The organism is Arthrobacter sp. efr-133-TYG-104 (assembly GCF_030208915.1).
Taxonomy (GTDB): domain Bacteria; phylum Actinomycetota; class Actinomycetes; order Actinomycetales; family Micrococcaceae; genus Arthrobacter.
Genome location: NZ_JARVTA010000015.1, coordinates 40482 through 64112, shown reverse-complemented (window position 1 = coordinate 64112; position 23631 = coordinate 40482). Strand labels below are relative to the sequence as shown.

At 60.7% G+C, this 23631-nt stretch carries 22 protein-coding genes and 1 pseudogene; 12 read left to right on the top strand and 11 right to left on the bottom strand.

Translation table 11 applies throughout. The features are described 5' to 3' along the window. Window positions 1-558 precede the first annotated feature (558 nt). The 6 genes and pseudogenes from QRN04_RS12135 to QRN04_RS12110 all read left to right on the top strand — a co-directional run. On the top strand, window positions 559-891 hold the full coding sequence (locus QRN04_RS12135) for a hypothetical protein (RefSeq protein WP_284976293.1): 333 nt from the start codon (window positions 559-561) through the stop codon (window positions 889-891). A 423-nt stretch (window positions 892-1314) separates the two neighbouring features. Next, window positions 1315-1803, top strand: coding sequence for a hypothetical protein (locus tag QRN04_RS12130; RefSeq protein ID WP_284976292.1), 489 nt, complete (start codon window positions 1315-1317; stop codon window positions 1801-1803). Between the two features lie 58 nt (window positions 1804-1861). Then, window positions 1862-2071 (top strand): hypothetical protein, encoded by a 210-nt coding sequence (locus QRN04_RS12125; RefSeq protein WP_284976291.1) that lies wholly within the window; start codon window positions 1862-1864, stop codon window positions 2069-2071. Between the two features lie 358 nt (window positions 2072-2429). Further along, the gene (locus QRN04_RS12120; RefSeq protein WP_284976290.1) at window positions 2430-2708 is read left to right on the top strand and encodes a putative quinol monooxygenase; all 279 of its coding nucleotides are present in this window, start codon (window positions 2430-2432) and stop codon (window positions 2706-2708) included. A 177-nt stretch (window positions 2709-2885) separates the two neighbouring features. Then, window positions 2886-3035: a hypothetical protein gene (locus tag QRN04_RS12115; RefSeq protein WP_284976289.1), complete on the top strand. Its 150-nt coding sequence runs from the start codon at window positions 2886-2888 to the stop codon at window positions 3033-3035. Between the two features lie 356 nt (window positions 3036-3391). Further along, window positions 3392-3759 (top strand): annotated as a pseudogene (locus QRN04_RS12110) (transposase); the annotation flags it as partial. A gap of 554 nt (window positions 3760-4313) precedes the next feature. Here the strand turns inward: QRN04_RS12110 and QRN04_RS12105 are convergent. Beyond that, window positions 4314-4949 (bottom strand): SRPBCC family protein, encoded by a 636-nt coding sequence (locus tag QRN04_RS12105; RefSeq protein WP_284976288.1) that lies wholly within the window; start codon window positions 4947-4949, stop codon window positions 4314-4316. Window positions 4950-5111: 162 nt separating this feature from the next. On the opposite strand from QRN04_RS12105, the gene QRN04_RS12100 reads away from it, so the two are divergent. Beyond that, the gene (locus QRN04_RS12100) at window positions 5112-5903 is read left to right on the top strand and encodes a hypothetical protein (protein ID WP_284976287.1); all 792 of its coding nucleotides are present in this window, start codon (window positions 5112-5114) and stop codon (window positions 5901-5903) included. A 36-nt stretch (window positions 5904-5939) separates the two neighbouring features. On the opposite strand, the gene QRN04_RS12095 is transcribed toward QRN04_RS12100, so the two are convergent. The 9 genes from QRN04_RS12095 to QRN04_RS12055 form a co-directional block, all read right to left on the bottom strand. Further along, the gene (locus tag QRN04_RS12095; protein WP_284976286.1) at window positions 5940-6122 is read right to left on the bottom strand and encodes a hypothetical protein; all 183 of its coding nucleotides are present in this window, start codon (window positions 6120-6122) and stop codon (window positions 5940-5942) included. A 122-nt stretch (window positions 6123-6244) separates the two neighbouring features. Beyond that, a complete protein-coding gene (locus QRN04_RS12090) occupies window positions 6245-8047 on the bottom strand; it encodes an IS30 family transposase (protein WP_284976285.1) in 1803 nt (600 codons plus the stop codon). A gap of 142 nt (window positions 8048-8189) precedes the next feature. After that, complete coding sequence (locus tag QRN04_RS12085; RefSeq protein ID WP_284976284.1) at window positions 8190-9728, bottom strand: glycoside hydrolase family 32 protein; 1539 nt, start codon at window positions 9726-9728, stop codon at window positions 8190-8192. Further along, window positions 9721-10695: a carbohydrate kinase family protein gene (locus tag QRN04_RS12080; protein ID WP_284976283.1), complete on the bottom strand. Its 975-nt coding sequence runs from the start codon at window positions 10693-10695 to the stop codon at window positions 9721-9723. Before QRN04_RS12080 ends, QRN04_RS12085 begins: the two co-directional genes overlap by 8 nt. A 49-nt stretch (window positions 10696-10744) precedes the next feature. Next, window positions 10745-11797 (bottom strand): LacI family DNA-binding transcriptional regulator, encoded by a 1053-nt coding sequence (locus QRN04_RS12075; RefSeq protein WP_284976282.1) that lies wholly within the window; start codon window positions 11795-11797, stop codon window positions 10745-10747. Window positions 11798-11865: 68 nt separating this feature from the next. Beyond that, window positions 11866-13233, bottom strand: a complete 1368-nt coding sequence (locus tag QRN04_RS12070) for a right-handed parallel beta-helix repeat-containing protein (RefSeq protein WP_284976281.1) — start codon at window positions 13231-13233, stop codon at window positions 11866-11868. Between the two features lie 28 nt (window positions 13234-13261). After that, entirely contained in the window at window positions 13262-14194 is a 933-nt protein-coding gene (locus QRN04_RS12065) for a carbohydrate ABC transporter permease (protein ID WP_284976280.1), read from the bottom strand. Continuing rightward, window positions 14194-15081: a carbohydrate ABC transporter permease gene (locus QRN04_RS12060; RefSeq protein ID WP_284976279.1), complete on the bottom strand. Its 888-nt coding sequence runs from the start codon at window positions 15079-15081 to the stop codon at window positions 14194-14196. The genes QRN04_RS12065 and QRN04_RS12060 overlap by 1 nt, the downstream gene beginning before the upstream one ends. A 69-nt stretch (window positions 15082-15150) precedes the next feature. Continuing rightward, complete coding sequence (locus QRN04_RS12055) at window positions 15151-16431, bottom strand: extracellular solute-binding protein (protein WP_284976278.1); 1281 nt, start codon at window positions 16429-16431, stop codon at window positions 15151-15153. 109 nt (window positions 16432-16540) lie between these two features. Between QRN04_RS12055 and QRN04_RS12050 the strand changes: the two genes are divergently transcribed. Continuing rightward, window positions 16541-16669, top strand: a complete 129-nt coding sequence (locus QRN04_RS12050; protein WP_284976277.1) for a hypothetical protein — start codon at window positions 16541-16543, stop codon at window positions 16667-16669. Between the two features lie 149 nt (window positions 16670-16818). Beyond that, window positions 16819-18171, top strand: a complete 1353-nt coding sequence (locus QRN04_RS12045; RefSeq protein WP_284976276.1) for a NosD domain-containing protein — start codon at window positions 16819-16821, stop codon at window positions 18169-18171. A gap of 174 nt (window positions 18172-18345) precedes the next feature. Here the strand turns inward: QRN04_RS12045 and QRN04_RS12040 are convergent, their stop codons facing one another. Further along, window positions 18346-19668, bottom strand: coding sequence for an MFS transporter (locus tag QRN04_RS12040; protein ID WP_284976275.1), 1323 nt, complete (start codon window positions 19666-19668; stop codon window positions 18346-18348). Between the two features lie 204 nt (window positions 19669-19872). Here QRN04_RS12040 and QRN04_RS12035 point away from each other — a divergent pair, with 204 nt between their 5' ends. The 3 genes from QRN04_RS12035 (at window position 19873) to QRN04_RS12025 (ending at window position 23620) form a co-directional block, all read left to right on the top strand. Then, window positions 19873-20643 (top strand): IclR family transcriptional regulator, encoded by a 771-nt coding sequence (locus QRN04_RS12035; protein ID WP_284976274.1) that lies wholly within the window; start codon window positions 19873-19875, stop codon window positions 20641-20643. A gap of 191 nt (window positions 20644-20834) precedes the next feature. Beyond that, a complete protein-coding gene (locus QRN04_RS12030; protein ID WP_284976273.1) occupies window positions 20835-21749 on the top strand; it encodes a shikimate dehydrogenase in 915 nt (304 codons plus the stop codon). After that, window positions 21749-23620, top strand: coding sequence for a bifunctional sugar phosphate isomerase/epimerase/4-hydroxyphenylpyruvate dioxygenase family protein (locus QRN04_RS12025; RefSeq protein ID WP_284976272.1), 1872 nt, complete (start codon window positions 21749-21751; stop codon window positions 23618-23620). Before QRN04_RS12030 ends, QRN04_RS12025 begins: the two co-directional genes overlap by 1 nt. Window positions 23621-23631 lie beyond the last annotated feature (11 nt).

Below are 23631 nucleotides of genomic sequence, written 5' to 3'. Positions count from 1 at the left end.
CGGGGTGTAACCGATGACTCGACTCATCCGTGAAGGATGTCTCGACTCATCACACGGTGCCCGTAGATAATTCGAGCCCGCATACCGCAAGCAAGTAAATGCCGGCGGCTGCCGCCACGGACACGGCAAACTGAATCCGCCGACGCTTGTCAAATGCCTGACGTGGATCTGTCCAACCGAGATGGCTTGTTCTGCGCTCTAGCGTGCGCAACCATAGGAAGGTCCCTATGCCTCCTGCAACGAAGAACAGGCCGAGGGCCACTAAAAAGGGTTCACGCATAGTCCTGACATTATCCTGATCGCTGAAACGGTCGAGGAATGCCTGAGCCAGTCACATCTGTTCATGGCAGGGGCGCCTGCGCAGCGGAATGCGGGAACCGGAGCGTGCCCGTTGAGGGATCCGCTAGAGGGGCAGCCGCAGCCTCTGGTCCTATGCTCTCGCTAGATGCCAGACTGGGTCTTATGTTCCGCAGACCTCGTGACGCCGACCTATCTTGGCGGCGGTGACCTACCTCAATCCCGTGGGATGGACGCTGCCGCAGAATGTAGGAGCGTCATATGTCCCGTACCGAGAAGACCCAGCCGTTTCGTATCCGCCTGTGGGACGGTACGTTGCATCGTCTCGCTGTCCATGATCATCGGGACGGCATCTGCGACCTGCCAACCACCATCCAGGGGGACCTGGAGCAGGTCGAGGACAAGGACGGTCTCATGGCCCGGTGGTCCTGCCACTGGGAATTCCAGTACACCGGAACAAACACGTGCTGCTGCCCGCTCTGCCATAACGCAGATGGTCTGCGCGATGAGCGCCGGGCAGAGCGTCATCGGAACCGTCGTGACTTGGCCGAACTGCTGAAGCGGGCTCGTCACGGCTGGCGCGAACTCGACTGAAGGGTCGATCACGAATCCTGGATCTATCCTTCGAAGTGTCCGGCGGGGGATCCCCTTGCGGGGTGCACAAGACGACAAATAGCGCTTCAAAGAAGCCATCATTTACCGCCGAAAGTCACATCCGCGTGTTTCAACTGCTCTCAGGAGGTCCGACGAACGTCTCGGTGAGGGACCGGCTTAAGAACACCTTTGGCTGGTCAAGTACAGGGACCTGGCCAAGTGCCCCGATGCCAAAAAAGTTATAACGATTTCCTGACCCATGTGACAGGGCTCGAACCTCGATTTGCGGGGATTACGAGCCCCGTAAACCAGAGTTCAGGTAACAAGCCTGACGGATGTTGTCATATTGCTATCCCATTTAGTCAAGACGATGTGCTTATAGTTCACGGGCAACGACTTATAAGAATGAAATGGGGGAAACGCATGTATTTCAGAAGATTGGCCAAGGGTGTGTTGGTGCTGTTGGCAAGCTCGGCGATGATGCTCGGGGGTGTAGCCTCGGCCTCCGCCGCTGTTCCCGATGCGCCGACCCCGCATCCATCTGTGAACGGAACTGCTCCAGGGCCGACCTCGACGGGTACCCCAAAGACGCCCAAGTTTGTTCTCCCGCCTGACACCGCTCACACTGACGACGTCGCGGGTCAGTACTACTCGTTCTGTATTTGGTGGAACGGTACGTCGGCGCTCTGGACCAATAATGATCCCTACGCCTGCCAAGGATGGTTGGACGTCTACATCAACGGCGCGCAGGTCGCTCATCTCCAGAACGGGGGCAAGCCACTGGCATCGATCAGCTGCCAGCTTTCGATAGCAACGGGCGTAATCCAAGTTTTCACCGGCGGTCTCTACAGCGGTTGGGGAATGGCAAGCTGGCTTTGGGGTTCTTGGGTCTCAGGGCTCGGATGCCGGTAGTTGGCCGGCGCACTCTCGTAGGCTGGTAACTATCGGCAACATATCGGAAGGAATCCGTATGAATAAGAATCCGTCTATTCCTGGACTGGTAGCTGGAATCTTCATGCTCATCTGGGCCGCGATCCTCCTCTCCTGGATGCCCGTCGACTCGCTGCGCCTCATTACTGGGATCATGTTTGTTCCTGTTGGGGTGTGGCTGATCGCCAGGTACGTCATGGCCCGGCGGAAATCCGGACGAGCGACAATGGGTGCGCCTCCCGGCGCGTAGGAGTCATCGTTATCAGGAAGGCCCTCGCTGATGAGACCGCGGGGGCCTTCAGCGTTCGCCCGAGTTTCTCGCGTCGATCGACCCCGCCAGCTTCGGGTTCTGGACCGAGCTGTACGACGCACTAACGAATTCGCGCTTTCAACTTTTCGCATACGCTCCCCGCATCCAACTGGCAGAGCGCGTCGTCCGACACATCTAGCCGGAGCACGAGACGGGTTCGACCGCCCGTAAACCGGTGGCTCATCGACCCCTCACAGTGCCCGTTGGCCGATCCCTCACCGGACGGTTGGGACGTCCGTTGGGCCATCCTCCACCGGGATGATGCCTGGCGCTGTATTCGGCAATGTAAGGATGAGTTATGAGCAATGTCTTCCTCACTGGCCAACTTGTGTGCAGTGACCAAGAGCAGGTCGCGGTGGTGGCCCAGCACCTACCCCTCCACATCAAGCTGACGCGCGCCGAGCCAGGATGTCTTTCCTTCGAAGTGAACCCCACTCAGAACCCGCTGATCTGGCAGGTCGATGAGCAATTCCAGGACGGCGACTCGTTCCGTGCACATCAGCAGCGAGTCGCTAAGAGCGAATGGGGCAGGGCAACTGCATACATCGATCGACGCTACGAGATCGAAGGCATATAGCCCGTCGGCTGCATCACTGGTAGAGCGTCCACCGCGGGCAGGTTCCCGCTAGGGATCCCTATCCGGACGGATCGTCTGCCGTGAAGAACAGGATCCGGCAGGAACGTCACGATCGCCTCGGTACACAACGCCACGAGATCCTGGGTGGCCCGAAAACCCGCGCTGATTCAACGTCTGATGACTACGCTGCAAGGCGTGGCTACCGAAGACCTGGCAGCAGCGCACCGTGCCACCTTGGAGCGCCTAGGCGCAGACGGTGCACCGCTGACTAGGACCAGCCCGGTATCCCCGGCGTCGACTTGGCATTTTGAAGGCAACGATGGGTGAGAGGACCCGGTGGTTGGGTCCCCAGATAGAAGTCCAGTGTTTGTGTGAGTTTCGTGTCCGAGAATAGTCCGCATCCACCTCGATGGTCGAACCATGGCGTTCCTCGACATGCCGCATCAGGACATCGAACACCTCGCGCAATTCCGTGGTCGTGAATCTCGCTGGACGGTCGGTCATTGAGGTCCTTCGTTCATCAACAAATCTTCGGCGAGCTGCGGATTTTTAAGCCCCACATCGAGCGCACTTCCACACCGAGCCCACTTCCACGCCCGCTAGGACCCTAACCGTCTGGGACTGCCCCCGGTTTTGTTGACTCCTTAACCTAGCGAGCTTGTGCTCGTGGAAGGTTGTTGGCCATGCCCACGGCTTATGGGGCGGAGTTCCGCCAGGATGTTATTGATGTGGCCCGCAAGGGCGAGGCGCCGCTGGCGCAGATTGCGAAGGATTTCGGGCTTTCTGTCACGACGTTGAAGCGCTGGATTGCCATCGCCGAACGTAAGGAGGCCGGGGCCGGGCCGGCAGCGGCGGAGTCGGCCGAGATGCGGGAGCTGAAGAAGCGGAACCGCTTGTTGGAGCAGGAGAATGAGATTCTGCGCCGCGCTGCTGCCTATCTGGCCAGGGACATCAACCCAAAATGATCTACCCGCTGGTCACGGATCTTGCCGCCGATGGTGTTCCCGTGGCGGTGACCTGCAGGGTGTTGAAGTTCAGCAAGCAAGGGTTTTCATCGGCGGGTCCCCGACCGACTCGGTGAAAATTGTATGGGTCTCCCTGCACGCATTAGTGAGCCTTTGGACCATCGGCAGCCTTCGACTCAAGAAGATCCCCGGGTAGAGCATTGTCTCGGGGAAGGACACTCGACGAACTTCGGCTCCACACGCAAATTGCCCGTTAGAAGTGCGTAGTTGCGACATCCGCATCCTGGATGCCTGCGCGGCGCGTTCAGGGAGTCACTGCCCGGGCAAAAGCCAGTCCGTAAAAGCAAAAGCCGGTCCGTAAAAGGAAGCGCGCACGACGTGGAGTCTTGGGTCGGATATGTCGCACTTGAGGAAATGATGACGAACGTGGGCCTTTCATCCCACGCATGTATAGCAGACCAGGCAGCCAGCGCAGCGGCCGCGCGGATCAGGCTGAACACCTCAAACGACCTGGATGTTGACCCCCCGACCGTGCTATGAGCCGCCTATGATGGAGGACGTCATCCCGGCCGGGTCAGTGCCTGCCGGTCCACACGGGTGCACCCGAAGGCCACGCGTCTTACTCCGATATTACCGAGCCTCAATGGCCGGTTTTCTCCTTGACTTGTCGGTCCAGAAGCGCGCTGACTTGGCCCACGAACAAGTCACCGTATGCCTGCATCGCTGCGAGGTTGACGGACACGTGAGCCGGAGTTTCGAGCAATATCTCAAGAGTCAGCTGACAACCCCCGAGCGTTGGATCGAGACGATACGTCGTTGTTGTGACCGAACCCAGTAGCGGATCACTGGACCGTGTGACTGCCAACTCTTCGGGCACCTCCTTGATGACTTCAAGAAGGTCCATTCGTCCGTCACGGTAGAAGAAGCACTGCCGTTCCCCTGGACCATCCGGAATCGCTGGAACCGAAAAGGCGTGAGCGAGGTTGTCTGAGAATTGGTGAGCAGCTTCCGCTGGCCGTATTGCCGCCCAGACCACCTCGGGCGAATGCGGGTACACCGCACTGCTGGTTGAGCTGACCGTCTTGTTTTGCTGTGATGATTTGCGGGCAGACATCACAATGGTGATGAACGTCAGCAACAAGCCACCCACCACGAGTGCGAGAACCGGGTACCCCCGAGGGTCCCTGTTCTGCAGCAAGGACGCTCCCAGCGTAGTGAGCGTCATAAGACCTGTTATGGCGAGGATGCCCACAAACGAGTACACGGCGTTCTTCACTCCCCAACAATGGCACATTGACACGAGTATCGAGCCGCACTGGGCTAATAAGTAGCAGCTGGTCTGCACCGCTTGGGGATCGTAGAGCGGACGCACTCGGGCGCAAGTGCACTTTATGTCGAAGTGCTCGGCTATGGCGGCGGCAGGGTTTACATTCAGTAAATGACGCTGGCCATTTCCATCATCGCGCTGGCCGTTTCCATCATCACAGTGATTCTCGTTGTGATCACGACGGTAGTAGCCGTGATGACATATCGGCGCGGAGCTAAGCAAAGACAACTGCTCTATAGGGTCGTTACTACGAAAACGAAACTAGCAGAACCGGGCAAACGACCTCACGTCTGTTACGAAGTCACCATGGCTTTGATGAATATCGGACAGCATGACATCCTCGCTGAGGACTTCGATGGTGCGCAGCCACTCGAAATTGACCTCGGAACCGCCGTTCTGGGCATCGGGCCTCTCCGAGGCGAAAAGCTAAACAAAGTCAGGGTGTCCGTTGGCGACACTTGCGTCTCAATAGAACCAGCTTTGATCCCCTCCCGGGCGTTTATCCTTCGACAGGTACTCACTCGTTCCCGCCCGGACCCGAGGCTAAGCCGCCGTAGCCTGGCGGATATCCCGGTTTTGTCGCCTTCTGAAGCCGCGGATGTTACTTTCCGCCGGTTCGGACGGGCGACTGTACCCTCTATCATCATCGTTGCAGGTGCTTCGGGGGGCTATGACGGCTTCATGAGTAATGAGCTAACAGCAGACTTGGTTCAAGGTGCCCAGATTTGGCTTCGGAGCTTCGAGCTAGTTGCCCTCTTGCTCGCCGTAGTCATGCTCACTCGGTGCGCTCTCATTTACGCCAAGGGGACCGGGACGTTTCGATATAAGATTTGGTCAGAACTCAGGCAGAGCAAAAGAATTCGGAAAAGGCTCATGGTAGGGGTCCAGAGCCGGACGCGGTGACAGTCCCCCTGGCGGACAGCAGCACACCTGCCGCGGCTAAATTCCCAAATACTCCATATGGGCCAAGACGTAGTTGGCGTTGCCAGGATATCCACGCTCGGTGCCGAGAAGGTCGACGAAGCCGTAACCATCGGCGCGCCAAGAACCCATCTTCAAGATGAATGCTTCCCAGTCTTCTGCACCACGAGCCTCGCCGTTGTTATGAGACACGTCGCTCACGCCCGTAAGACGGTTCCTCAACGCCCATCCATGAAGGCGTATCCGGGACGCCGTCTGATGACGACCCCGGCATGCACGTAAGACCCGCACGTTGACAATGCACGATGACGGGGGGGCGGATTCTAGGGATCGACGCAACGTTCGGGTGAGTCGGGCCGGTCAGCCGACTGTTTTCGAGTGTATCCGGAGGTGGCAAGCGTGGTGCTTTTTTCTGCCTGGAAGAGTGCCTTGGGGGTGAGGTAGCCGAGGGTCTTGCGGGGCCTGGTGTTCAGCTCGTTGCAGACGCTCTTGACGTATTCGTGGGTGTACTTTGACAGGTCAGTGCCCTTGCGGAAGTACTGGCGTGCCAGCCCGTTAAAGTTCTCATTGGCTCCCCGCTGCCAGGGGCTGGAGCGTTCTGCGAAGTAGATTTGGATGCCTGTCGCTGCAGCGAGTTCGTGGTGTCGGGCCATCTCTACGCCCTGATCCCAGGTGAGAGTCTGTTTTAGGTGCGGTGGGAGGGAAGCGAAGGCGGCAGTGATGGCTACGTTAGTCCGGGCCGCTGTGTGGTCGATCGGCAGATTGATGATGATTCCGTAGTGGGTCTTGCGTTCCCGCAGCGTCACCATCGCCGAGGTCGAGCCGGGCCCGACGATTAGATCGCCTTCCCAGTGGCCAGCTTCCGTTTTGGTCTCAATGACTGGCGGGCGCTGACTGATCATCGTCATGTTCCGGACCACTGCGCCGTGGCCGGAACCGGTCCGCCAGCGGTGTCTGCGGATTTTCCGTCCGGTGCGCAGTCGGGGACAGTATTTCTTATCTAAACCGCCGTCATCGTTGAAGAGCAGTGCTCGGTAGATGGTCTCAGGACTCAATTGAAGGCCCGGTTCGACGGGGAATTGCAGTGCGAGCCAGCCGCAGATCTGCTCGGGCGACCAGTGTCGATTGAGCTTGCGCTGGACTATCGCGCGTAGTCGCCGGTTCCGTTTAAGCTTCCGATCCCGTGGCCGGCGCCGCTGCTGGCTGGCGCTGTGATCTGCGGCGTGCGGAGAGTACTGGCCGCGGCCGTCGCGGTGACGGTCCAGTTCCCTTTTGATCGTTGAGGGGCAGCGTCCGAGTTCACGCCCGATGCGCCGCAGTGAGCAGTCCAGCCGGAGAAGGTCGGCGATCTGAATCCGTTCCAGCAGGGACAGGTACCGTCCGGACCCTTGAGCAGGAACCCTCTTATGGCTCTGCTCGGCCCGTTGGTTCCTAAGTTTCGTGCCGGCGCGTCTGCTCATACCCAACATCCTGCAGGCCTCAGCGTTGCTGCATCCGGCACTCACCAGGTCCCAGTACCGTGTCTCCCGTAAAGCGCGTCGCTTTTGTGCTGGTGACCAGGGAGCTGCCACTCTCTCGGCAACGATCCTCGCGGTCCCAATGGCGTCCCGCTCGGCTTTCTGCTGACGTGCTTTTTCAGCTTTCAATTCTTCTTTCCGCTGGATTTCCCACCTGACGGAGGTCCCCGGGGACAGCCGTAAAGCTCTTACAACCTCTGTCAGAGGCAGCCGGCTTCGCAAGGTGATGAAGCGACGGTAGACCCACCGGTATCCAGTCGTATGCTTTACGCCTGCTGAAGCGGCAGCAGACAATACGCTCATGCCGGTGGAATAGGAGGACCAGAAGGTTTCCTCGACGGCTGGATCGACTTGGAAGTGATGGCGCCCCGTACCGCTGAGGAAGCGTTCGTTCCATTTCTCGGCATTGCGCGAGATGAACCCCAGTTCTTTCTGGGCAGCTACGTGATCGAGGCCTTCACTGCGGTATTGGAGGTACTCATCCCGCAACCACCGGTAGCCGGTTTCCTTACCGATTCCGGCCAGCCGTACTGATTCTCTGAAACTCTTGCCCTCTTTGACGAAGGCAAGAAACCTGACGCCGGTAGGCGAATCGAAGTGTTGATACATCGAAGGAACTCCCTGGATTGGGTGTTGCTTCGACCAACAGAATCCGGGGCACCCTAAACGCTCCACTCGAAGCCATGCTCATCGGATATGCCCGTGTCTCTAGCGTCCCGTCCCCGCGGCCGCGCGGGGCAAGACCCAGTGCTCATGACAAGGCCGTGATGGTCAGTTTCCGAACCAAGGCCGTCCTGCCGTCGGCCGCTCGCAGTTGGGTGCCTCCGTTTCCGGCCACGGGGAACACCAGGTCAGTCAAAACAACCCTGCCGCCCTGGGCGAACACCTCCACCGAGCAGCGGTCGACGACGATCCGTAGCGTCAGCACGCCGTCGTCCAGCTTCACCGGTGCAGACTCCGCGGACGCGAACTTCGTGTGGAAGGAGGTACTTCCGGAACTCCGGCGATCCAGCGTGAGCCGGCTCGTCCCAGCGTCGAAGCTAAGGACCGTTCCGGTGCTCCCATCCGATGCGGCCAGGAGCCTGAACGCCACTGTGCCAACCGTTCCGGGAACGATCTCCGCCTCGATCAGCTGAGCGGACCCGGGCTCTGCGTCCGGCAGTTGGATCGGGGAGTCACCGAGCTCCACATTTTCGACGTCGAGGGTCGGCTTCCCGGCGTTGACCGGCAGTACCGGGCGCTGGACCAAGCGCGGTAAGCCGTCCACGGTGGCGAGCTGCACTTCACGGGCAAGCGACATTCCGGACCGCCACGGAGACGTGGGCAGCGAATTGGCATAGTCCCAGTTGTTCATCCATCCGATCATGATGCGGCGGTTCCCCGGGACATTGCTGAACGAAACGGCCGCGTAATAGTCGCGCCCCCAATCCAGCCACAGGCAGTTTTCCAGGTCCGGAGCTCCGCCTGCACCGGCTGGGACGAGTGAATCAGGATCTGCCGTGAAACGCACTCCGTCGAATTCGCCGACGAAGTACTGACCTCCCGATCCGCCGGCCACCGCGCCCGGGTTGATATTGACCACCAGGACCCACTTGACGGTGCCAGGGTTTCCATCGAGCGGGAGGGGGAACAGGTCGGGGCATTCCCACTCACCTCCTGCGGCATTTGATGGCCCGAAGGTGCTCAGATATTCCCAGTCCTTGAGGTTGGCCGACCGGTACAGCACAACCTGCTGATGCTGGGCCTCCACCGCCACCATGACCCAGTAAGAGCCTGCCGCCCCCTCGAAGCGGAACACCTTGGGGTCCCTGAAATGGGCCGAGCCCCGGGCAAGAACCGGGTTGCCTTGGTATTTGCTCCAGGTCATCCCGCCGTCCGTGGAGAACGCGAGGGACTGGGCTTGTGTCCCTTCATACGCGTAGCCTTCCTTGAACGCGCTCGTGTAGATGGCCACCAGTGCGGGGTGTTCCAAGGTGCCGAAACCGGACGCGTTGCCATGATCCACCACGATGCTGCCGGAAAAGACGTCCTCTTCCTGATCGCAAGCGATGGCCACGGGTTGTTCGGTCCAGTGCACAAGGTCAGCTGATGTGGCATGGCCCCAGGACATGTTCCCCCAGACGTTGGCAAAGGGGTTGCTTTGGTAAAAGAGGTGGTAGATGCCTTGGTACCACACGAGTCCGTTTGGGTCGTTCAGCCACGTCTTCTCGGCTGTGTAGTGCAGAATGGGCCTGAAATCCTGGGTCGCGGTTTCGGCACGGCTGGCAGGGCGGGAGGTTGTGTCAGTCATCGGAGTTCTTTCGGGAAACCGGGGCCAGGTCCAGGGATTGGTTGAGTTCCTCCAGGGATTCGTTGAGTTCCGTCCGCGTTGGCGGCTCCGCTCCATGCCGGCCCACCGTGATGGCCGCAGCCAAGGACGCGGCCGTGCCCAAGCGGGAGAGTTTGTCATAACCAAAATCCCCCTCGGGGCCCTCAAGGAGGCCCGCGATGAGCGAGGACATGTAGGCATCGCCGGCGCCGACGGTATCCTTGACCACCACTTGCGGTGCAGGCATGTCGATCTGTGCGGTTCTCGAACGCAGGTGGGATCCGGCAGCACCGTCGGTAATGACGGCCAGTTCCGCCCCGAGCTCGAGGACTCGCTGTCCGACGTCGTGACAAGACTTCTGAGGGTAGAGCCACGCGGCATCTTCCGCGCTGAGCTTTACCACGGTGGACAGGGCCACCAGGCGTTCGAAGGTCCTGAGCGTTTCAGCGTGGTCCTGGAGGAGCGTGGGGCGGATGTTGGGGTCGTACGTGATCAGGCAGCGTCCCGCGAACAGTTCAAGCAACGACCGGACGCTGCTTGCTCCGGGCTCCACGAACGAGGCCAGCGACCCGGTGTGCAGCACTTTAGGGAGGAAAGTAGGCGCGATGTGGGGGAGGTTCCACTCGAGGTCGAATTCGTATTCTGCGGAACCGTCGCTGCCTAGGGACGCTTGCGCAGTTGATGTGCGGCCAAGGTGTTCGGATCCCGGAAGCAACTGCACTCCGGCTGCCTTCAGGTGCCGCTGGATGCTCTTGCTGTGTTCGTCCCTGCCCAGCGCCGTGAGAAATGCCGTGCCGACACCTAAACGGCCCAGTCCGAAGGCGACGTTCATCCCGGAACCGCCCGGGAATCCAACCGGACCACCGGCCGTCTGGATGATGTCGATGATCGATTCGCCGACGACGACGACGTCCGGTTCGGGGCACGGGAAAACTGAGGTGCTGTGCATGTAGGGTCCTTGAAAAATTGGGCGCGTTCGTTGCTGAACGTACTCGAGGTCAGGTGTTGGCGCGTGCCGGTGATGCTACAGAGTCACGAATAACCATGGGGCAGGGAAGAACGGTGGGATGCGCCGCGAACAATTGGAGGTCGGTCTTTCCTTCGATGGCGTCGATCAGGTTCTCGGTTGCCCACGCGCCCATCTCGTAGTGGGGCAGGGCAACGGTTGTCAGGGCAGGGTAGAGGCTTTCGGCGATGAGCTGCTGGTTGTCGAAACCGACGATTGAAATGTCGTCCGGAATTTTCAGGCCAAGTTCCCCGGCGGCCCTGTACGCGCCCATGGCCATCCGGTCGTTGTAGCAGAACACGGCGGTGGGTCGGTTTTGTCCTTTCAGCAGGCGCAGGGCAGCTTGGTACCCGCCGGATACCTCCGAGGGCTCGGACTGGACCAGTTCTTCGTGGAAAGGCAGTCCGGCGTCGGACAGGGTTTCCATGAATGCCTTGAGCCGGGAGTGGGTTGCGGGCACGTCGTCGGTGTTGTTGACCATGCCTATCCGCGTATGACCGGCGTCGATCAGGGTTTGGACGGCCGACCTTGCGCCGCCCAATTCGTCCGGGATAACGGATGACACAGTCTGGCTGATGTCCTCGGAGTCCACGAGTACTGCCGGGAGTCCGGCCAGGTTCTTGGGAACGGCCAGCTTCCGGTGGTACATGGTGGCATAGAGGATGCCGTCCACTTGCCGGTCCAGCAGGTCCGCCACCTGGCCTTCCTTGGATGCTTGGGAACCGGTGCTGGTGGAGTTGATGATCATGATGCGGTAGCCACGCGCCCGAGCCGTCTCCTCCGCTCCGAGGATGATCCTGCCCGCATGCGGGGTAGTGGCGATCTCCTCGCTGATGAACCCGATCATTCCCGAGCGCTGCGTGCGCAGTGCTTGGGCGAGACGGTTGGGTCCGTAACCCAACCGTTGAGCCGCTTCGTGGACGCGCTCCCTTGTTTCTGCACCAACGCGTGCGTAGGCGACGTCATTAAGGACGTGGGAGACGGTGGTGACAGAGACGCCCGCCGCCGCCGCCACATCCTTGATACCGACTGATCTACTGGTCATTTCTTCTCCCACGTCCTCATGGTGCTGATCCTATGTTCGGCTGCTTCATTTTCTTAGGCCGGATCCGTTTAGCTGGTTACAGGTGCACGTGTCGCATGGAAAGCGGGTGTTGGCAGGGCCCTGACGGCATTGACGCTTCGGTCCGCTATCACCTGTGCTTCGCTGCCCGAATCAAGGATTGTGTTGTTGGCCGATTCGGGATCGACCAGAACGGCCGTCACGGTCAAACCATCCGAGGCATTGGTGGTCAGCAATGCGTCAACTTGGGCTTCGAAAGCGGAGCCCCCCGAAGTAGCCCGGATGTCCTTCCCGACCACGTGGTTGCTGGCAACATAGTTGCCGTCCCCCGCCTTCAGCCGGATGATGACCGGCGTCGCCCCTTCCGGTCGGATGCCCTGGGAGTCGACGATCTCGGAAAAGTGGTTGCCGATCAGGGAGTTATTACTGCCGCTGACGCACAGAAGACCGGTGAGGTCGTCCAGGCCGTTGTCTACCCCGAAGAAGGGTGTCCAGGGCTCGTGGTCCCGCAGGAAGTGGTTCGTGGCCACAAGGTTTTCAGAGCTGTCTGCTTCGAAAATGACCATGCCTGGGTAGAACGAATGCAAACGGTTATTGGTGATGCTTGAACGCGTAACGCCTGAGAAGTGGATGCTGCTTGCACCACGGGGGAAGAGGTTGTTCGCGGTAATAAGGAGCCCACCGTGGTTCTCGGCGTAGATCGTGTGACCTTTAAAGCCGGCTCCGAGGAGGTTGCCGGTGATCTTTGATGCCTGCCCCCAGCCCCGCAACTCGATGCAACTCCCGCATTCTGCAATGAAGTTGTCATGTATGGAAAGCGCATCCGCGTTGTAGATGGTGACAGCGTTTTCGAGGTAGACAAACCCCATTCCGGTGACCCGGAAAGAGTCGTTGGCACTGGCGATATAGATGCCGGTCTTGCCGTTGACGTAGGTGTTTTCCGGCTCCATTTCCGAGCCGTCAGGGGCGAAATGCAGCCCGTCGATGCAGAAGTTGGAGAATTCGACCGAACTGATCCGCGGGCTACCGGTCCGCTCAACGTAGAAGGCGGCTCCTTTGGATTCCTCAATGTCCCCGCCGCCGGGAAGATCGACCATGATGCGGCTTCCTCCCGGCCACAACTCGTGTAAGCCGGCCCATTCGTCCTCGGGAACGTTGAAGCGGATGCTGGATGACGTAAAGCCGTGCCCGGAGCCATGAATCTTGAGGAAGCTGATGTCGATGACCACCTGCGTGCGGAGCCGGTAGTCTCCGGGCGGAACGTAGATGACCGCACCAGGTTTTCCACCATCGTCCACATTTGTGGCAGATTGCCGGGCTTTGATGTCGGCGATGATGCTGTTCATCACCTCGCCGATGTCCTCGGACGGGTTGCCGACGGGCCACGTTGTCACGTCGTAATAGTTGTTGCTTGGCATAGCTTCTCCCCTCTGTTTGGTTAGTTTGTCAGCCCTTGACGGCGCCGAGCGTCATACCCGCGACGATCTTGCGCTGCAACAGAAGCGTCAGGAGGATGACCGGGATCGAGTAGACGGCGGCCAGGGCCGTCATGGAACCCCAGTCCAGGCCGAACTGCGTCTGGAAGTTGGCGATGACCACGGGGGTGGTTTGGGATCGGACCGCGGTCATGAGCAATGCGAAGAGGAACTCGTTCCACGAGGCGAGGAAGGCGAAGATCGCCGTGACCGCGATGCCCCCGGAGACTACCGGGATGACCACCCGCCACAGGGCCCCAAGCCTACTGCAGCCGTCCACAGTGGCTGCCTCCTCAAGATCCTTGGGCACCGACTCGAAGAAGCTGGACATCAGCCAGATGGACAGCGGCAGTGAGATGGTGGTGTGGGCGATCGAGAGCGCAATGGGTGTGTCGGAGAGCCCCACCGAGGCCATCATGGACGCGAGTGGAATGCCAATGGCTACCGGTGGCACCATGCGGGTCACCAGCGCGGCCATGATGAAGACCCGGCCGCTGGCGGTCTTGTAGCGGGTGATCCCGTATGCGGCCGGCACGGCCAGAACCAAGGACAACAACGTACTGATAACAGCGGTCTGGATGCTGTTGATGAAGGACGCCAGTACCCCGCCGCGCCCTAATGCATTGGCGTAATTATCCAACGTCCATTCCTTGGGAAGAATGGTCGGGGGGACGGCAATCGTATCGATCGGCGTCTTGAATGATGTGAAGAGCAGGTACAGGAACGGGAACCCGTAAAGGATCAGGGATGCGGCGAGGAGAACCCACAAGATGGTCCTTGTGCTGCGCCTCCCGGCTTCGAGTCCTTCCCGGTTGACGCCGCGGCGTCGCTTGGTCCTCGCGGCGGAGGCAGGTTGCTTTGTGTCTTTCAGCGCCGGGACTGCTTGGACTGGTGCGGTGCTCATCAGGTGTCCTTTCCTGGGCGCCAAACCGTGGCTACGGCAACGAGGGCGATGGCAAGCATCGCCAACAGGTAGATGGTGCCCATGGCACTTGCCAGGCCGGGGTCCCCAAAGCGGATCATGGTCCGATAAATCAGCAAGCTCATGGTTTCGGAAGCGGATTGCGGACCACCGTTGGTCTGGATGAGGATCGTGTCAAAAGCCCTCGCGGCGTCGATGCCACGGACCACCAGCGCGACGGCGATAACGGGACGCAGGAGCGGGAGGATGATGCGGAAGAGCAGCGAGGGAGCGCGGGCGCCGTCGAGCCTTGCCGCCTCGATCAGGTCTCCGGGTATGTTCTGCAGCCCCGCGAACAGCACCAGGCACATGAATGAAGTGGTTAGCCAGATGTCCGGGATTGCCACGGAAAACAAAACAATGTCGGGGTTGGACAACCATCCGATTTGGTTGGGATTTTGCAGGATCCCCACTTGCGTCAGCATCGTTCCGAGCAAACCGAAGTTGTCGATCATGAGGAACTTCCACAGCAGGCCGGCCACGATCGGGGCAATCATCAGCGGATAGAGGAACATGGTCCGCCAGACTTGGGATTTGGTGCCAAGCGTGGTGAACAGGAGGGCCATGCCCAAGCCGAGCGCGAACTCGAGGGTCACTACCATCACGGTGTAGGCGAGCGTTCGCCATCCGGCACCCATGAAGGCCTCGGAAGTGAAAGCAGCGACGTAGTTGTCAAAACCGACGAAGCTGCGTGGACCCCCAACGACCGGGGAGATCTTAAAGAAGCTGTCCGTCACCAACCGGAACAGCGGGTAGGCAACGAAGACTGCGAGGAACAGGGCCGCGGGGGTCATCAGGTAGAGGGCGAAGCGGCGATCAGGAATGCGCACGGGATTCTCTTCCGCTGGTTGGGTCCGCGGCCGGCAAAGCTTAGGCTGATGCCGGCCGCGGAGTCTTACTTACTTAAGGAGGGCTTGGACCTTGGACTTCGCGTCCGCGAGCAGGGCGGAGCTGTCTCCGCCAGCCACAGCCTTCTGGAGCATCGGAACCAGCACAGTGTCCACGATCTGCTGCCATTTTGCCGTTGCGGGACGAGTGGCCGTAGCGGGGGCGTTAAGTGTTTCGATGAGCGGTTTGAAACTCTCGTAACCGGGCTGGTCTTGATACTTCTGGAAGGCGGAGATACGTGCTGCCAAGCCGAGGCTTGACTGGATGGCCAGATCGTTGTGGTCGAAGGCGCACTTGACGAACTTCTTGGCTGCATCAGCATTCTTGGTTGCCTTGGGCACCGAGAGGTACCAAGGACCGGGAACGCCGGCCACACCAGCAGAACCACCGATCATCGGTGCTGTGCCAACCTTGCCGTAGACAGGGGAGTCCTTCGGGATCTGCCGGTACGCGTGAGCCCAGAACTGGGTCATGGCTGTCTTGCCCTGGTTGAAGAGATTCTGGGCGGCTGCCCAGTCCACCTGGGCGGCGCCGGCGGGAGCATCTTTGACAAGGCTGGTGTAGAAATCAAGGGCCTGTTTGTGGGCCGCATTATCAATGACCACGTTGTTGTTGCTGTCCAGGACCATGGGGGAGCCGGCCTGTAGGACGTGGGCAAGGAACTCCGTTTCCACGCCACCCTTGACGTCCGTGCCGTACATGCCGTCCTTCGTGAAGAAGGCGGAGATGTCCTGGTACTGCTGCCAGGTCTTGGGTGCTGCCAGGTCATAGCCGTACCTGGCCTTGAAGTCGGCCTTGTTCTTGGGGTCCTCAAACAGGTCCTTGCGGTAGAGGACAATCTCGGCATTGGTCCACGCCGGCATCCCAATGAAGTGCCCATCGACGTTGGCTTCTTTGACCAGGGCCGGGAAGATGTCCTTTTTGGCTTCATCGGTGAAGAGCTCGTCGATGGGTTGAAGCGAGTCTTTGAAGCTAGGCAGCCAGACGGAGTCCAGGGCGGCAACATCGAACGAGACGCTGCCCGAAGAGAATTCACTGGACAAGCGGTTGAAAAGGCCGTCGTACGGAAGCTCCACGAAGTTCACGTTGACTCCCGTGTCCTTCTTGCACTGATCGGCGATGGGCTGAAGTTCTGCATGCCCGCCTGCCTCGACGAGGACGTTGATGGAGCTGCTGCCGGAAGGCCCCGACGGGGCGGGACCACCTGCGCCGCATGCGGAGGCAGCTAAGACCACAGCAGCGGAAAGGCCGCCAACAGCGGCAAGCCTGGAGATCGTTGTTCGAGAGGACATCGCTGTCGACTCCCTTTCTCTGAGGGAACGGAACGGAAGAAGGGGTGAATGTGGTGGTGGTGAAAAACCGTTTTGCCAAAACGACTTGTCATCACAATAGGCTGGGTGCTTGAGCGGTGTCAAGAGTCACATCCGCGACCAGTGCCCGACGCCGTCGTACAGCTACTGGCCGGGTCGGGACAGCGACGGCTCCCTTCGCTTCGTCGGGTCCCTGGCGGGCCAAGGTGCCAAAACGTGACCCGAAAATTTTTTCGTTGACAGGCTACGTGAGCGGCTCCTATCGTCGTCCGTGGCTAGCTAAAACGTTTTTTCTTTGCGAAGCTTCCTCCCCGGAACCAAGCCGTTCCGGATGTCTGGGGAGCGCACCCCAATCAAAAGGAGTACCTGATGGTATTTGGCAAGAGTGTTGAGTCGAGCGCACCAACCCGCCGCTCACTGGTTGGTGCCGGCGCTGTGGGGACCTTAGCTGCCGCGCTGTCCCTTGGCGGAGCACAAGCGGCAAGCGCGGCCGACAACCCGCAGGGCAAACCCTTCACCTCACCAAATACGTACGATGTGACGGCGTGGAGCGTCAAGGGCCGTCCCGATGTGACGGCCCAGTCCGACGTCGGCGCAGTGATCAACGACATCATTGCTGACATCAAAAGGCGCCAGGCCACTCCGGACGCCCGTCCCGGGGCGGCAATCATTATCCCTCCGGGCGACTACGATCTGGTAACCCAGGTGGTGGTAGACGTTAGTTATCTAACCATTGCCGGATTCGGGCACGGCTTCTTTTCACGAAGCATCCTCGACAATTCGAACCCCGCGGGATGGCAGAACCTTCAGCCCGGTGGCAGCCACATCCGGGTCCGTACTTCTCCGGGCGCCCCGCAAGCATTCCTCGTGAAGCGGGGAGGAGACCCGCGACTGTCCGGGGTTGTGTTCCGGGACTTCTGCCTGGACGGCGTCGCGTTCACCCCCGACAAGAACAGCTATCGCAATGGCAAGACTGGAATCGAGGTTGCGTCCGACAACGATTCGTTCCACGTCACGGGGATGGGTTTTGTGTACCTCGAACATGCCTTGATCGTGCGGGGGGCCGACGCGCTGCGCATCAACGAAAATATGATCGCCGAATGCGGAAATTGCGTTGAGCTCACGGGGGCGGGGCAGGCGACAATTATCAGCGGAAACCACATGGGAGCAGGGCCCGACGGGGTCACCCTGCTGGCCGAAAATCACGAGGGTCTCCTCGTCACCGGAAATAACCTCTTCCCCCGCGGCCGCAGCCTCATCGAATTAACGGGATGCAACCGATGCTCCGTTGCATCGAACAGGCTTCAGGGCTTCTATCCCGGGATGCTCCGGCTGCTCAACGGCTGCAAAGAGAACCTCATCACGGCCAACCATCTTCGCAGGACCGCGGAAGGTTACCCGCCCTTCATCGGGCGAGGGAACGGATTGGATGACTTTTACGGCGTTATGCACGTAGTGGGAGACAACAACCTGGTCTCCGACAACCTCTTTGCCTACGATGTCCCGCCCGCCAAAATCCTTCCGGTTGGTGCCCAGCCCACGCAGATACTCATCGCCGGCGGCGACGGCAATGTGGTTGCACTGAACCATGTTGTCAGCGACGTCGCATCACAGCATGTTGTCCTTGACGGATCGACCACGCACTCCAAAGTGCTGGACAGCGGGGATGCTTCGCAGGTCACGTCTTACAGCAAGGACGCGGCAATCCGCCCGACTCCCTGACGCCACACTCCTTCCCGGTTGCCTTAACCCGCGCACTCAGACCCGCACCACTAAGGGCAGCGGAAAGCCCGGTATGCCAAGGTGCATGCCGGGCTTTCCGCGTGCTGCGGGTCAGTAATCGGGGAGGGGCGCGGCCTCCCTGATGGAATGCGGTTGGGCTGGCCGGCGGTGGTGCTAAGCCCGCAAGCCGAGTTCCGAGGTGGGGATCTTTGCCGATTCGCGGGCCGTCAAGGCGGCGACCGCGGCGATGACGCAAACGATGCCCGAGAAGACCGAGACCGCAACCCAGCCCCCGGGCTTGGTGCCGCCGACGGCGGAGACGATAGTGGGCGCGAAGCCCGCGGCCAGGAAGCCCAGTTGAGTCCCGATGGCCAAGCCCGAGAAGCGGACCTTGGTGCTGAACATCTCCCCATAGAAGGACGGCCAGACGGCGTTTGCAGCGGCGTAGCCGAAGGAGAAGTATGCAACGGCCGCCAGAAACATCAACGGCGTGGATCCGGAGTCGAAGGACAAGAAGAAGAAGGGCGTCAGGATGGCGCTGGAAACCGCGCCGTAAATAAACACCGGCTTCCTGCCGATTTTGTCGGCGAGCATACCGAACAGCGGCTGCGTTCCCAGTGCGATGACGTTGGCCACCACCACCAGCCACAGGGTAATGGTGCTGTTCACGTGGGAAACATCCTGGGCATATTTGATGGCGAGGGTTCCAAAGACCGTACTGATGGCGGCGATGAAAGCACAGCAGACAACACGGAGGACATCCCGCCAGTGGTGCCTGAGCAGGTCGGCGATAGGCAGCTTGGAGATCTGGTTGTTCTTCCGTGCCTCGGCGAATGCCGGCGGCTCGTGCAGGGTCCGGCGAATGAAGTATGCGACCACCACGACTGCGGCGCTGAGCCAGAACGGGATCCGCCAGCCGATTCCGTACTTGATGTCGTCAGGAAGTGCGACCACGGGGATGAACACCAAGGCTGCCAGGATCTGGCCTCCTTGGGTTCCGGTCAGTGTCCAGGAGGTGAAGAAGGAACGCCGGTTGTCCGGGGCGTGCTCCAGGGTCATCGACGACGCGCCGGCTTGCTCTCCGGCGGCCGAGAAACCCTGGCAAAGGCGGGCCAGCACCAGCAGGATCGGGGCGCCCCATCCGATGGTCTTGAAGTCCGGCAGGCAACCAATCACGAACGTTGAGGCGCCCATCAGCACCAGCGTGAACATGAGGACCTTTTGGCGCCCGATCCGATCCCCGAAGTGGCCCAGGAAAGCGGCGCCGATAGGCCGGGCGAGGTAGGCGAAGCCAAAGGTGGCGAAGGACATGACCGCGGCATTGGCGTCGGCGGACGGGAAGAACACGTGCGGGAAAATCAGTGCCGCGGCTGAGCCGAAGATGAAGAAGTCGTAATACTCGACGGCGCTGCCCAAGAAGCTGGCGAGGGCTGCTTTCTTGGGCGTTCCGGTGGTTTCTGTAATGCCTGGCGTCGCTGACGGCATTGTTTGGCGCATGGGAGGTTCCTTCTGTGACGACGATGTCGCTGAGCTGTCTTCTGCGGGAGTCCCACGCCGAGTGTGGCAGGTCGATCCCGAGCAAATAACCACATGGTGGAAGTTACTTGTGCAATACAGCAATAGTGACTGTGAGAGCGGTCACCTGTCAATAGATGTCTCCACTATCTAGAAATAGCTCTCACTATGTGGGAGCATCGATACATGAGTGTGAAAGACGACACAAAAACAGACATGGTTGGAAAGGCGCTGAGCCTGCTCGTGCTGCTGGGGGACGAGCCCCGGGGTGCTAGCGCCGCCGACTTGGCCAGGAGTGCGGGCCTTCCCTTCAGCACCACGTACCGCTTGCTGGGCTCCCTGACGCGCGACGGATTTGTCGATTACGAACCCGACGGCCGCCGCTATCACTTGGGTTTGCGCGTGTTCCAACTGGGGCAGCGGGTGTCGAATCATCATGGCTTTGCCGCAACCGCATTGCCGGTCCTGCAGCGGGTCACGGAGCGCACCCACGAGGCCACCATCCTCTCCGTGCGCGACGGGAACCATCACCTGACGGTCAACAAGGTGGACGGACCGAAGACGTTCCGGGTAACGAGTGATCCGGGGCACTTGGGTGCGCTGCACACGACGTCGGTAGGCAAGGCAATCGTGGCTTTCGAGGAAGAGATCGAGCGGAAACGCTTGCTGGAGGAACTCCCACTTGAGCCGTTGACGGAGCGCTCCATCACGGACAGGGACGCTTTCCGGGCGGAGATCGACCAGGTTCGGCGTCAAGGCTACGCGGTGATGGACGAGGAAAACGAGGTCGGTATGCGGGCTGTCGCCGTCCCGGTCCTCAATGGCCAGGGCAACGCTTTCGCTTCGCTTGCCACCGCCGTCCCCGTCTTTCGCATGACCATGGAGGAGCTCCTGGCCTTCGTGCCCACCTTGCAGGAGGCTGCGGCTGAACTTTCGGCGCGCCTGCCCCAGCGCTAACCCCGTTGTGAGGCCCGCTCTGCTGGGTAGTTCCACTCGGGAGCGTGTAGAGCAGGCCCCGCAATGCTGCGTATGTTCGCGATAAGAACATGCGTGCGGAATATGAACACTTGTAGTAATCTAAACAACGCCGAAGGCGGGAGCGCCAGATCGCCTCCCACCGGCGGTGGTTAAGTCAAAGGAGCTTGAGGATGAGCAACCGAGCCGAGTCCGTGCTGGTGGGCCTGATTGGTGAAGGCGTCATGCCCTCGCTGACCCCTCCCATGCATGAACGCGAAGCCGACGTGCAGGGCCTTCGCTTGTTGTACCGCCCCATCGACCTGCTGGAACTCGCTTTGCCTGCCACCGCCGTCGGCGATCTCCTCACCGCAGCCCGGCGCATGGGCTACAACGGGCTGAACATCACCCACCCCTGCAAGCAGTTGGTGCTGGAGCACCTTGATGATATTTCCGACGACGCCCGCCGCTTGGGCGCCGTCAACACGGTCCTGATTCAGGACGGCCGGCTCATCGGCCACAACACAGACTTCTCCGGCTTCGGCGCGGCGCTCGCCAATGGGCTCCCGCAAGCAAAACTCGACCGCGTAGTCCAGCTCGGCGCGGGCGGCGCCGGATCCGCCGTCGCCTACGCGTTGCTCAAGGCCGGTGTGGCCAGTTTGGATCTCGTCGACGTGGATCCGGCCCGCGCCGCAGAACGCGCTGAGGAACTCGGCGGCCTCTTTCCCGCCAGCACGGTCACCCCGCACATCCCGGGCGAGTTGCCGGAGCTCATGCCGCTGGCTGATGGCCTGGTGCACTGTACCCCGATCGGCATGGCCGCACACTCGGGCCTGCCCCTGGACATCACTCTCCTGGAGCCAAGGCACTGGGTGGCGGACATCGTTTACCGCCCCATCGAAACGCAGTTGATCCACGAGGCGCGCGCCATGGGCTGCGACGTCCTCGACGGCGGCCGCATGGCAGTGGGGCAGGCGGCGGACGCCTTCCGACTCATCACAGGCCGCGAAGCCAACCCTGAACGGATGCGGGCGCACTTCTTGGAACTCGTCGCTTTCGAGGATGCAGCGGCTGCGGCCGACCCAACGCTCGCAAAGGCAGGCCACTGATGCGCACGGGAATCGCCACGGTGTGCCTGTCCGGCACGCTGAAAGAGAAAATGCAGGCCTGCGCCATCGCAGGGTTTGACGGCATTGAGATCTTCGAGCAGGACCTCGTCACCTCGGCGCTCAGCCCGGAGGACGTCCGGAAGATGGCTGCCGACCTGGGCTTGGGCCTGGACCTTTACCAGCCGTTCCGCGATTTCGACGGCGTCACCCCGGACCTGTTGAAGGCCAACCTCAAGCGCGCCGAGGCCAAGTTCAACCTGATGGAACGCCTGGGGATGGACACCATCCTGGTCTGTTCGAACGTCGCCACGGCAACCATCGACGACGACGGGCTGCGGGCCGAACAGCTGGGCGAACTTGCCCGGCTCGCCGGCGACCATGGGGTCAAGGTGGCCTATGAAGCCTTGGCGTGGGGCAAGTACGTCAACGATTACGAGCACGCCTACCACCTTGTGGAGATGGTGGACCACCCCAACCTTGGCACCTGCCTGGACTCCTTCCACATCCTGTCCCGCGACTGGGACACCGCCCCGATCGAGGACATGAACGCGGAGAAGATCTTCTTCGTGCAGGTGGCCGACGCCCCCAAACTCACCATGGACGTGCTGTCCTGGAGCCGCCACTACCGGGTTTTCCCGGGGGAGGGGCAGTTCGAGCTCGCCAAGTTCATGGGTCACGTAGTCCGGGCAGGCTACGCCGGGCCGGTTTCCCTTGAAGTTTTCAATGACGTTTTCCGGCAGTCCGATACCGAGCGGACCGCCGTCGACGCGATGCGTTCGCTCATTTGGCTGGAGGAACAGAGCGCCAAGTGGTTGTCCGCCAGCCCGGCGGAGACCGGGGCCGGAACCCAAGGGAACAACCGCCGTCGTTATCCCATGGAACTTGCCACGTTGCCCAAGGTGAACCAGCCAGCAGGATTCAACTTTGCAGAGGTCAAGGCCGACGACACTGCGCAGCTTGAGAAGCTCCTGGGGCAGCTCGGCTTCGAATTCAACGGCCGCCACCGGACCAAGGACGTCCAGCTCTGGACCATGGGACAGGCGCGCGTCATCATCAACGAGCAAGCGGCATCCCACGCGGAACCAGCTATCGCAGCGTTGGGGTTCGACGTCGATTCACCGGTGATTGCCTCCGCTCGCGCCCAGCAACTCAAGGCACCTGTGGTGGCCCGCAGGGTCCAAGCCGACGAGGAAGTCTTCCAAGGAATCGCAGCACCGGACTCCACCGAGATCTTCCTGTGCCAGGGCAGCCCGGACGGAACCGCTGCATGGACGCAGGAGTTTGGTGAAGGGGCAGGACATCCGGAGGCGGGCCGCGCAGCGGTGATCGACCACGTCAATCTGGCCCAGCCGTGGCAGCACTTCGACGAAGCCGTCCTCTTCTACACCAGCGCCCTCGCCTTGGAACCGCAGCCCTTTGCCGAGGTGCCCAGCCCCGGCGGGCTGGTGCGCTCTCAGGTGATGCAAACCGGCAACAAGGCCGTCAGGCTGGTGCTGAACCTCGCACCGGCGCAGCAGGCCGAAAAAGCACGCAAAACGTATCAGGAACACATCGCTTTCGCAGTGGATGATCTCGTGGCAACAGCCCGGTCCGCACGCGATCGGGGACTCGAGTTCCTGCAGATTCCGGCCAACTATTACGAGGACCTTGACGCAAGGTTCGATCTCGAATCTGGCTTCCTGGCCACCCTCAAGGAGCTCAACCTCCTGTACGACCGGGACGCCGACGGCGAATTCCTCCACTTCTACACGGCCACAGTTGGCAGCGTGTTCTTTGAAATGGTGGAGCGTCGAGGCAGCTATGACGGCTACGGGGCGCCCAACGCTCCGGTGCGTCACGCCGTGCAATACGACTCGCTCCACCGGGTGTAAGCCCACCGCCC

Coding starts and splice junctions, on each gene's coding strand:
- QRN04_RS12135 (WP_284976293.1), top strand. CDS start 559: ATGTCCCGTACCGAGAAGACCCAGCCGTTTCGTATCCGCCTGTGGGAC.
- QRN04_RS12130 (WP_284976292.1), top strand. CDS start 1,315: ATGTATTTCAGAAGATTGGCCAAGGGTGTGTTGGTGCTGTTGGCAAGC.
- QRN04_RS12125 (WP_284976291.1), top strand. CDS start 1,862: ATGAATAAGAATCCGTCTATTCCTGGACTGGTAGCTGGAATCTTCATG.
- QRN04_RS12120 (WP_284976290.1), top strand. CDS start 2,430: ATGAGCAATGTCTTCCTCACTGGCCAACTTGTGTGCAGTGACCAAGAG.
- QRN04_RS12115 (WP_284976289.1), top strand. CDS start 2,886: ATGACTACGCTGCAAGGCGTGGCTACCGAAGACCTGGCAGCAGCGCAC.
- QRN04_RS12100 (WP_284976287.1), top strand. CDS start 5,112: ATGACGCTGGCCATTTCCATCATCGCGCTGGCCGTTTCCATCATCACA.
- QRN04_RS12090 (WP_284976285.1), bottom strand. CDS start 8,047: ATGTATCAACACTTCGATTCGCCTACCGGCGTCAGGTTTCTTGCCTTC.
- QRN04_RS12085 (WP_284976284.1), bottom strand. CDS start 9,728: ATGACTGACACAACCTCCCGCCCTGCCAGCCGTGCCGAAACCGCGACC.
- QRN04_RS12080 (WP_284976283.1), bottom strand. CDS start 10,695: ATGCACAGCACCTCAGTTTTCCCGTGCCCCGAACCGGACGTCGTCGTC.
- QRN04_RS12075 (WP_284976282.1), bottom strand. CDS start 11,797: ATGACCAGTAGATCAGTCGGTATCAAGGATGTGGCGGCGGCGGCGGGC.
- QRN04_RS12070 (WP_284976281.1), bottom strand. CDS start 13,233: ATGCCAAGCAACAACTATTACGACGTGACAACGTGGCCCGTCGGCAAC.
- QRN04_RS12065 (WP_284976280.1), bottom strand. CDS start 14,194: ATGAGCACCGCACCAGTCCAAGCAGTCCCGGCGCTGAAAGACACAAAG.
- QRN04_RS12055 (WP_284976278.1), bottom strand. CDS start 16,431: ATGTCCTCTCGAACAACGATCTCCAGGCTTGCCGCTGTTGGCGGCCTT.
- QRN04_RS12045 (WP_284976276.1), top strand. CDS start 16,819: ATGGTATTTGGCAAGAGTGTTGAGTCGAGCGCACCAACCCGCCGCTCA.
- QRN04_RS12040 (WP_284976275.1), bottom strand. CDS start 19,668: ATGCGCCAAACAATGCCGTCAGCGACGCCAGGCATTACAGAAACCACC.
- QRN04_RS12035 (WP_284976274.1), top strand. CDS start 19,873: ATGAGTGTGAAAGACGACACAAAAACAGACATGGTTGGAAAGGCGCTG.
- QRN04_RS12030 (WP_284976273.1), top strand. CDS start 20,835: ATGAGCAACCGAGCCGAGTCCGTGCTGGTGGGCCTGATTGGTGAAGGC.
- QRN04_RS12025 (WP_284976272.1), top strand. CDS start 21,749: ATGCGCACGGGAATCGCCACGGTGTGCCTGTCCGGCACGCTGAAAGAG.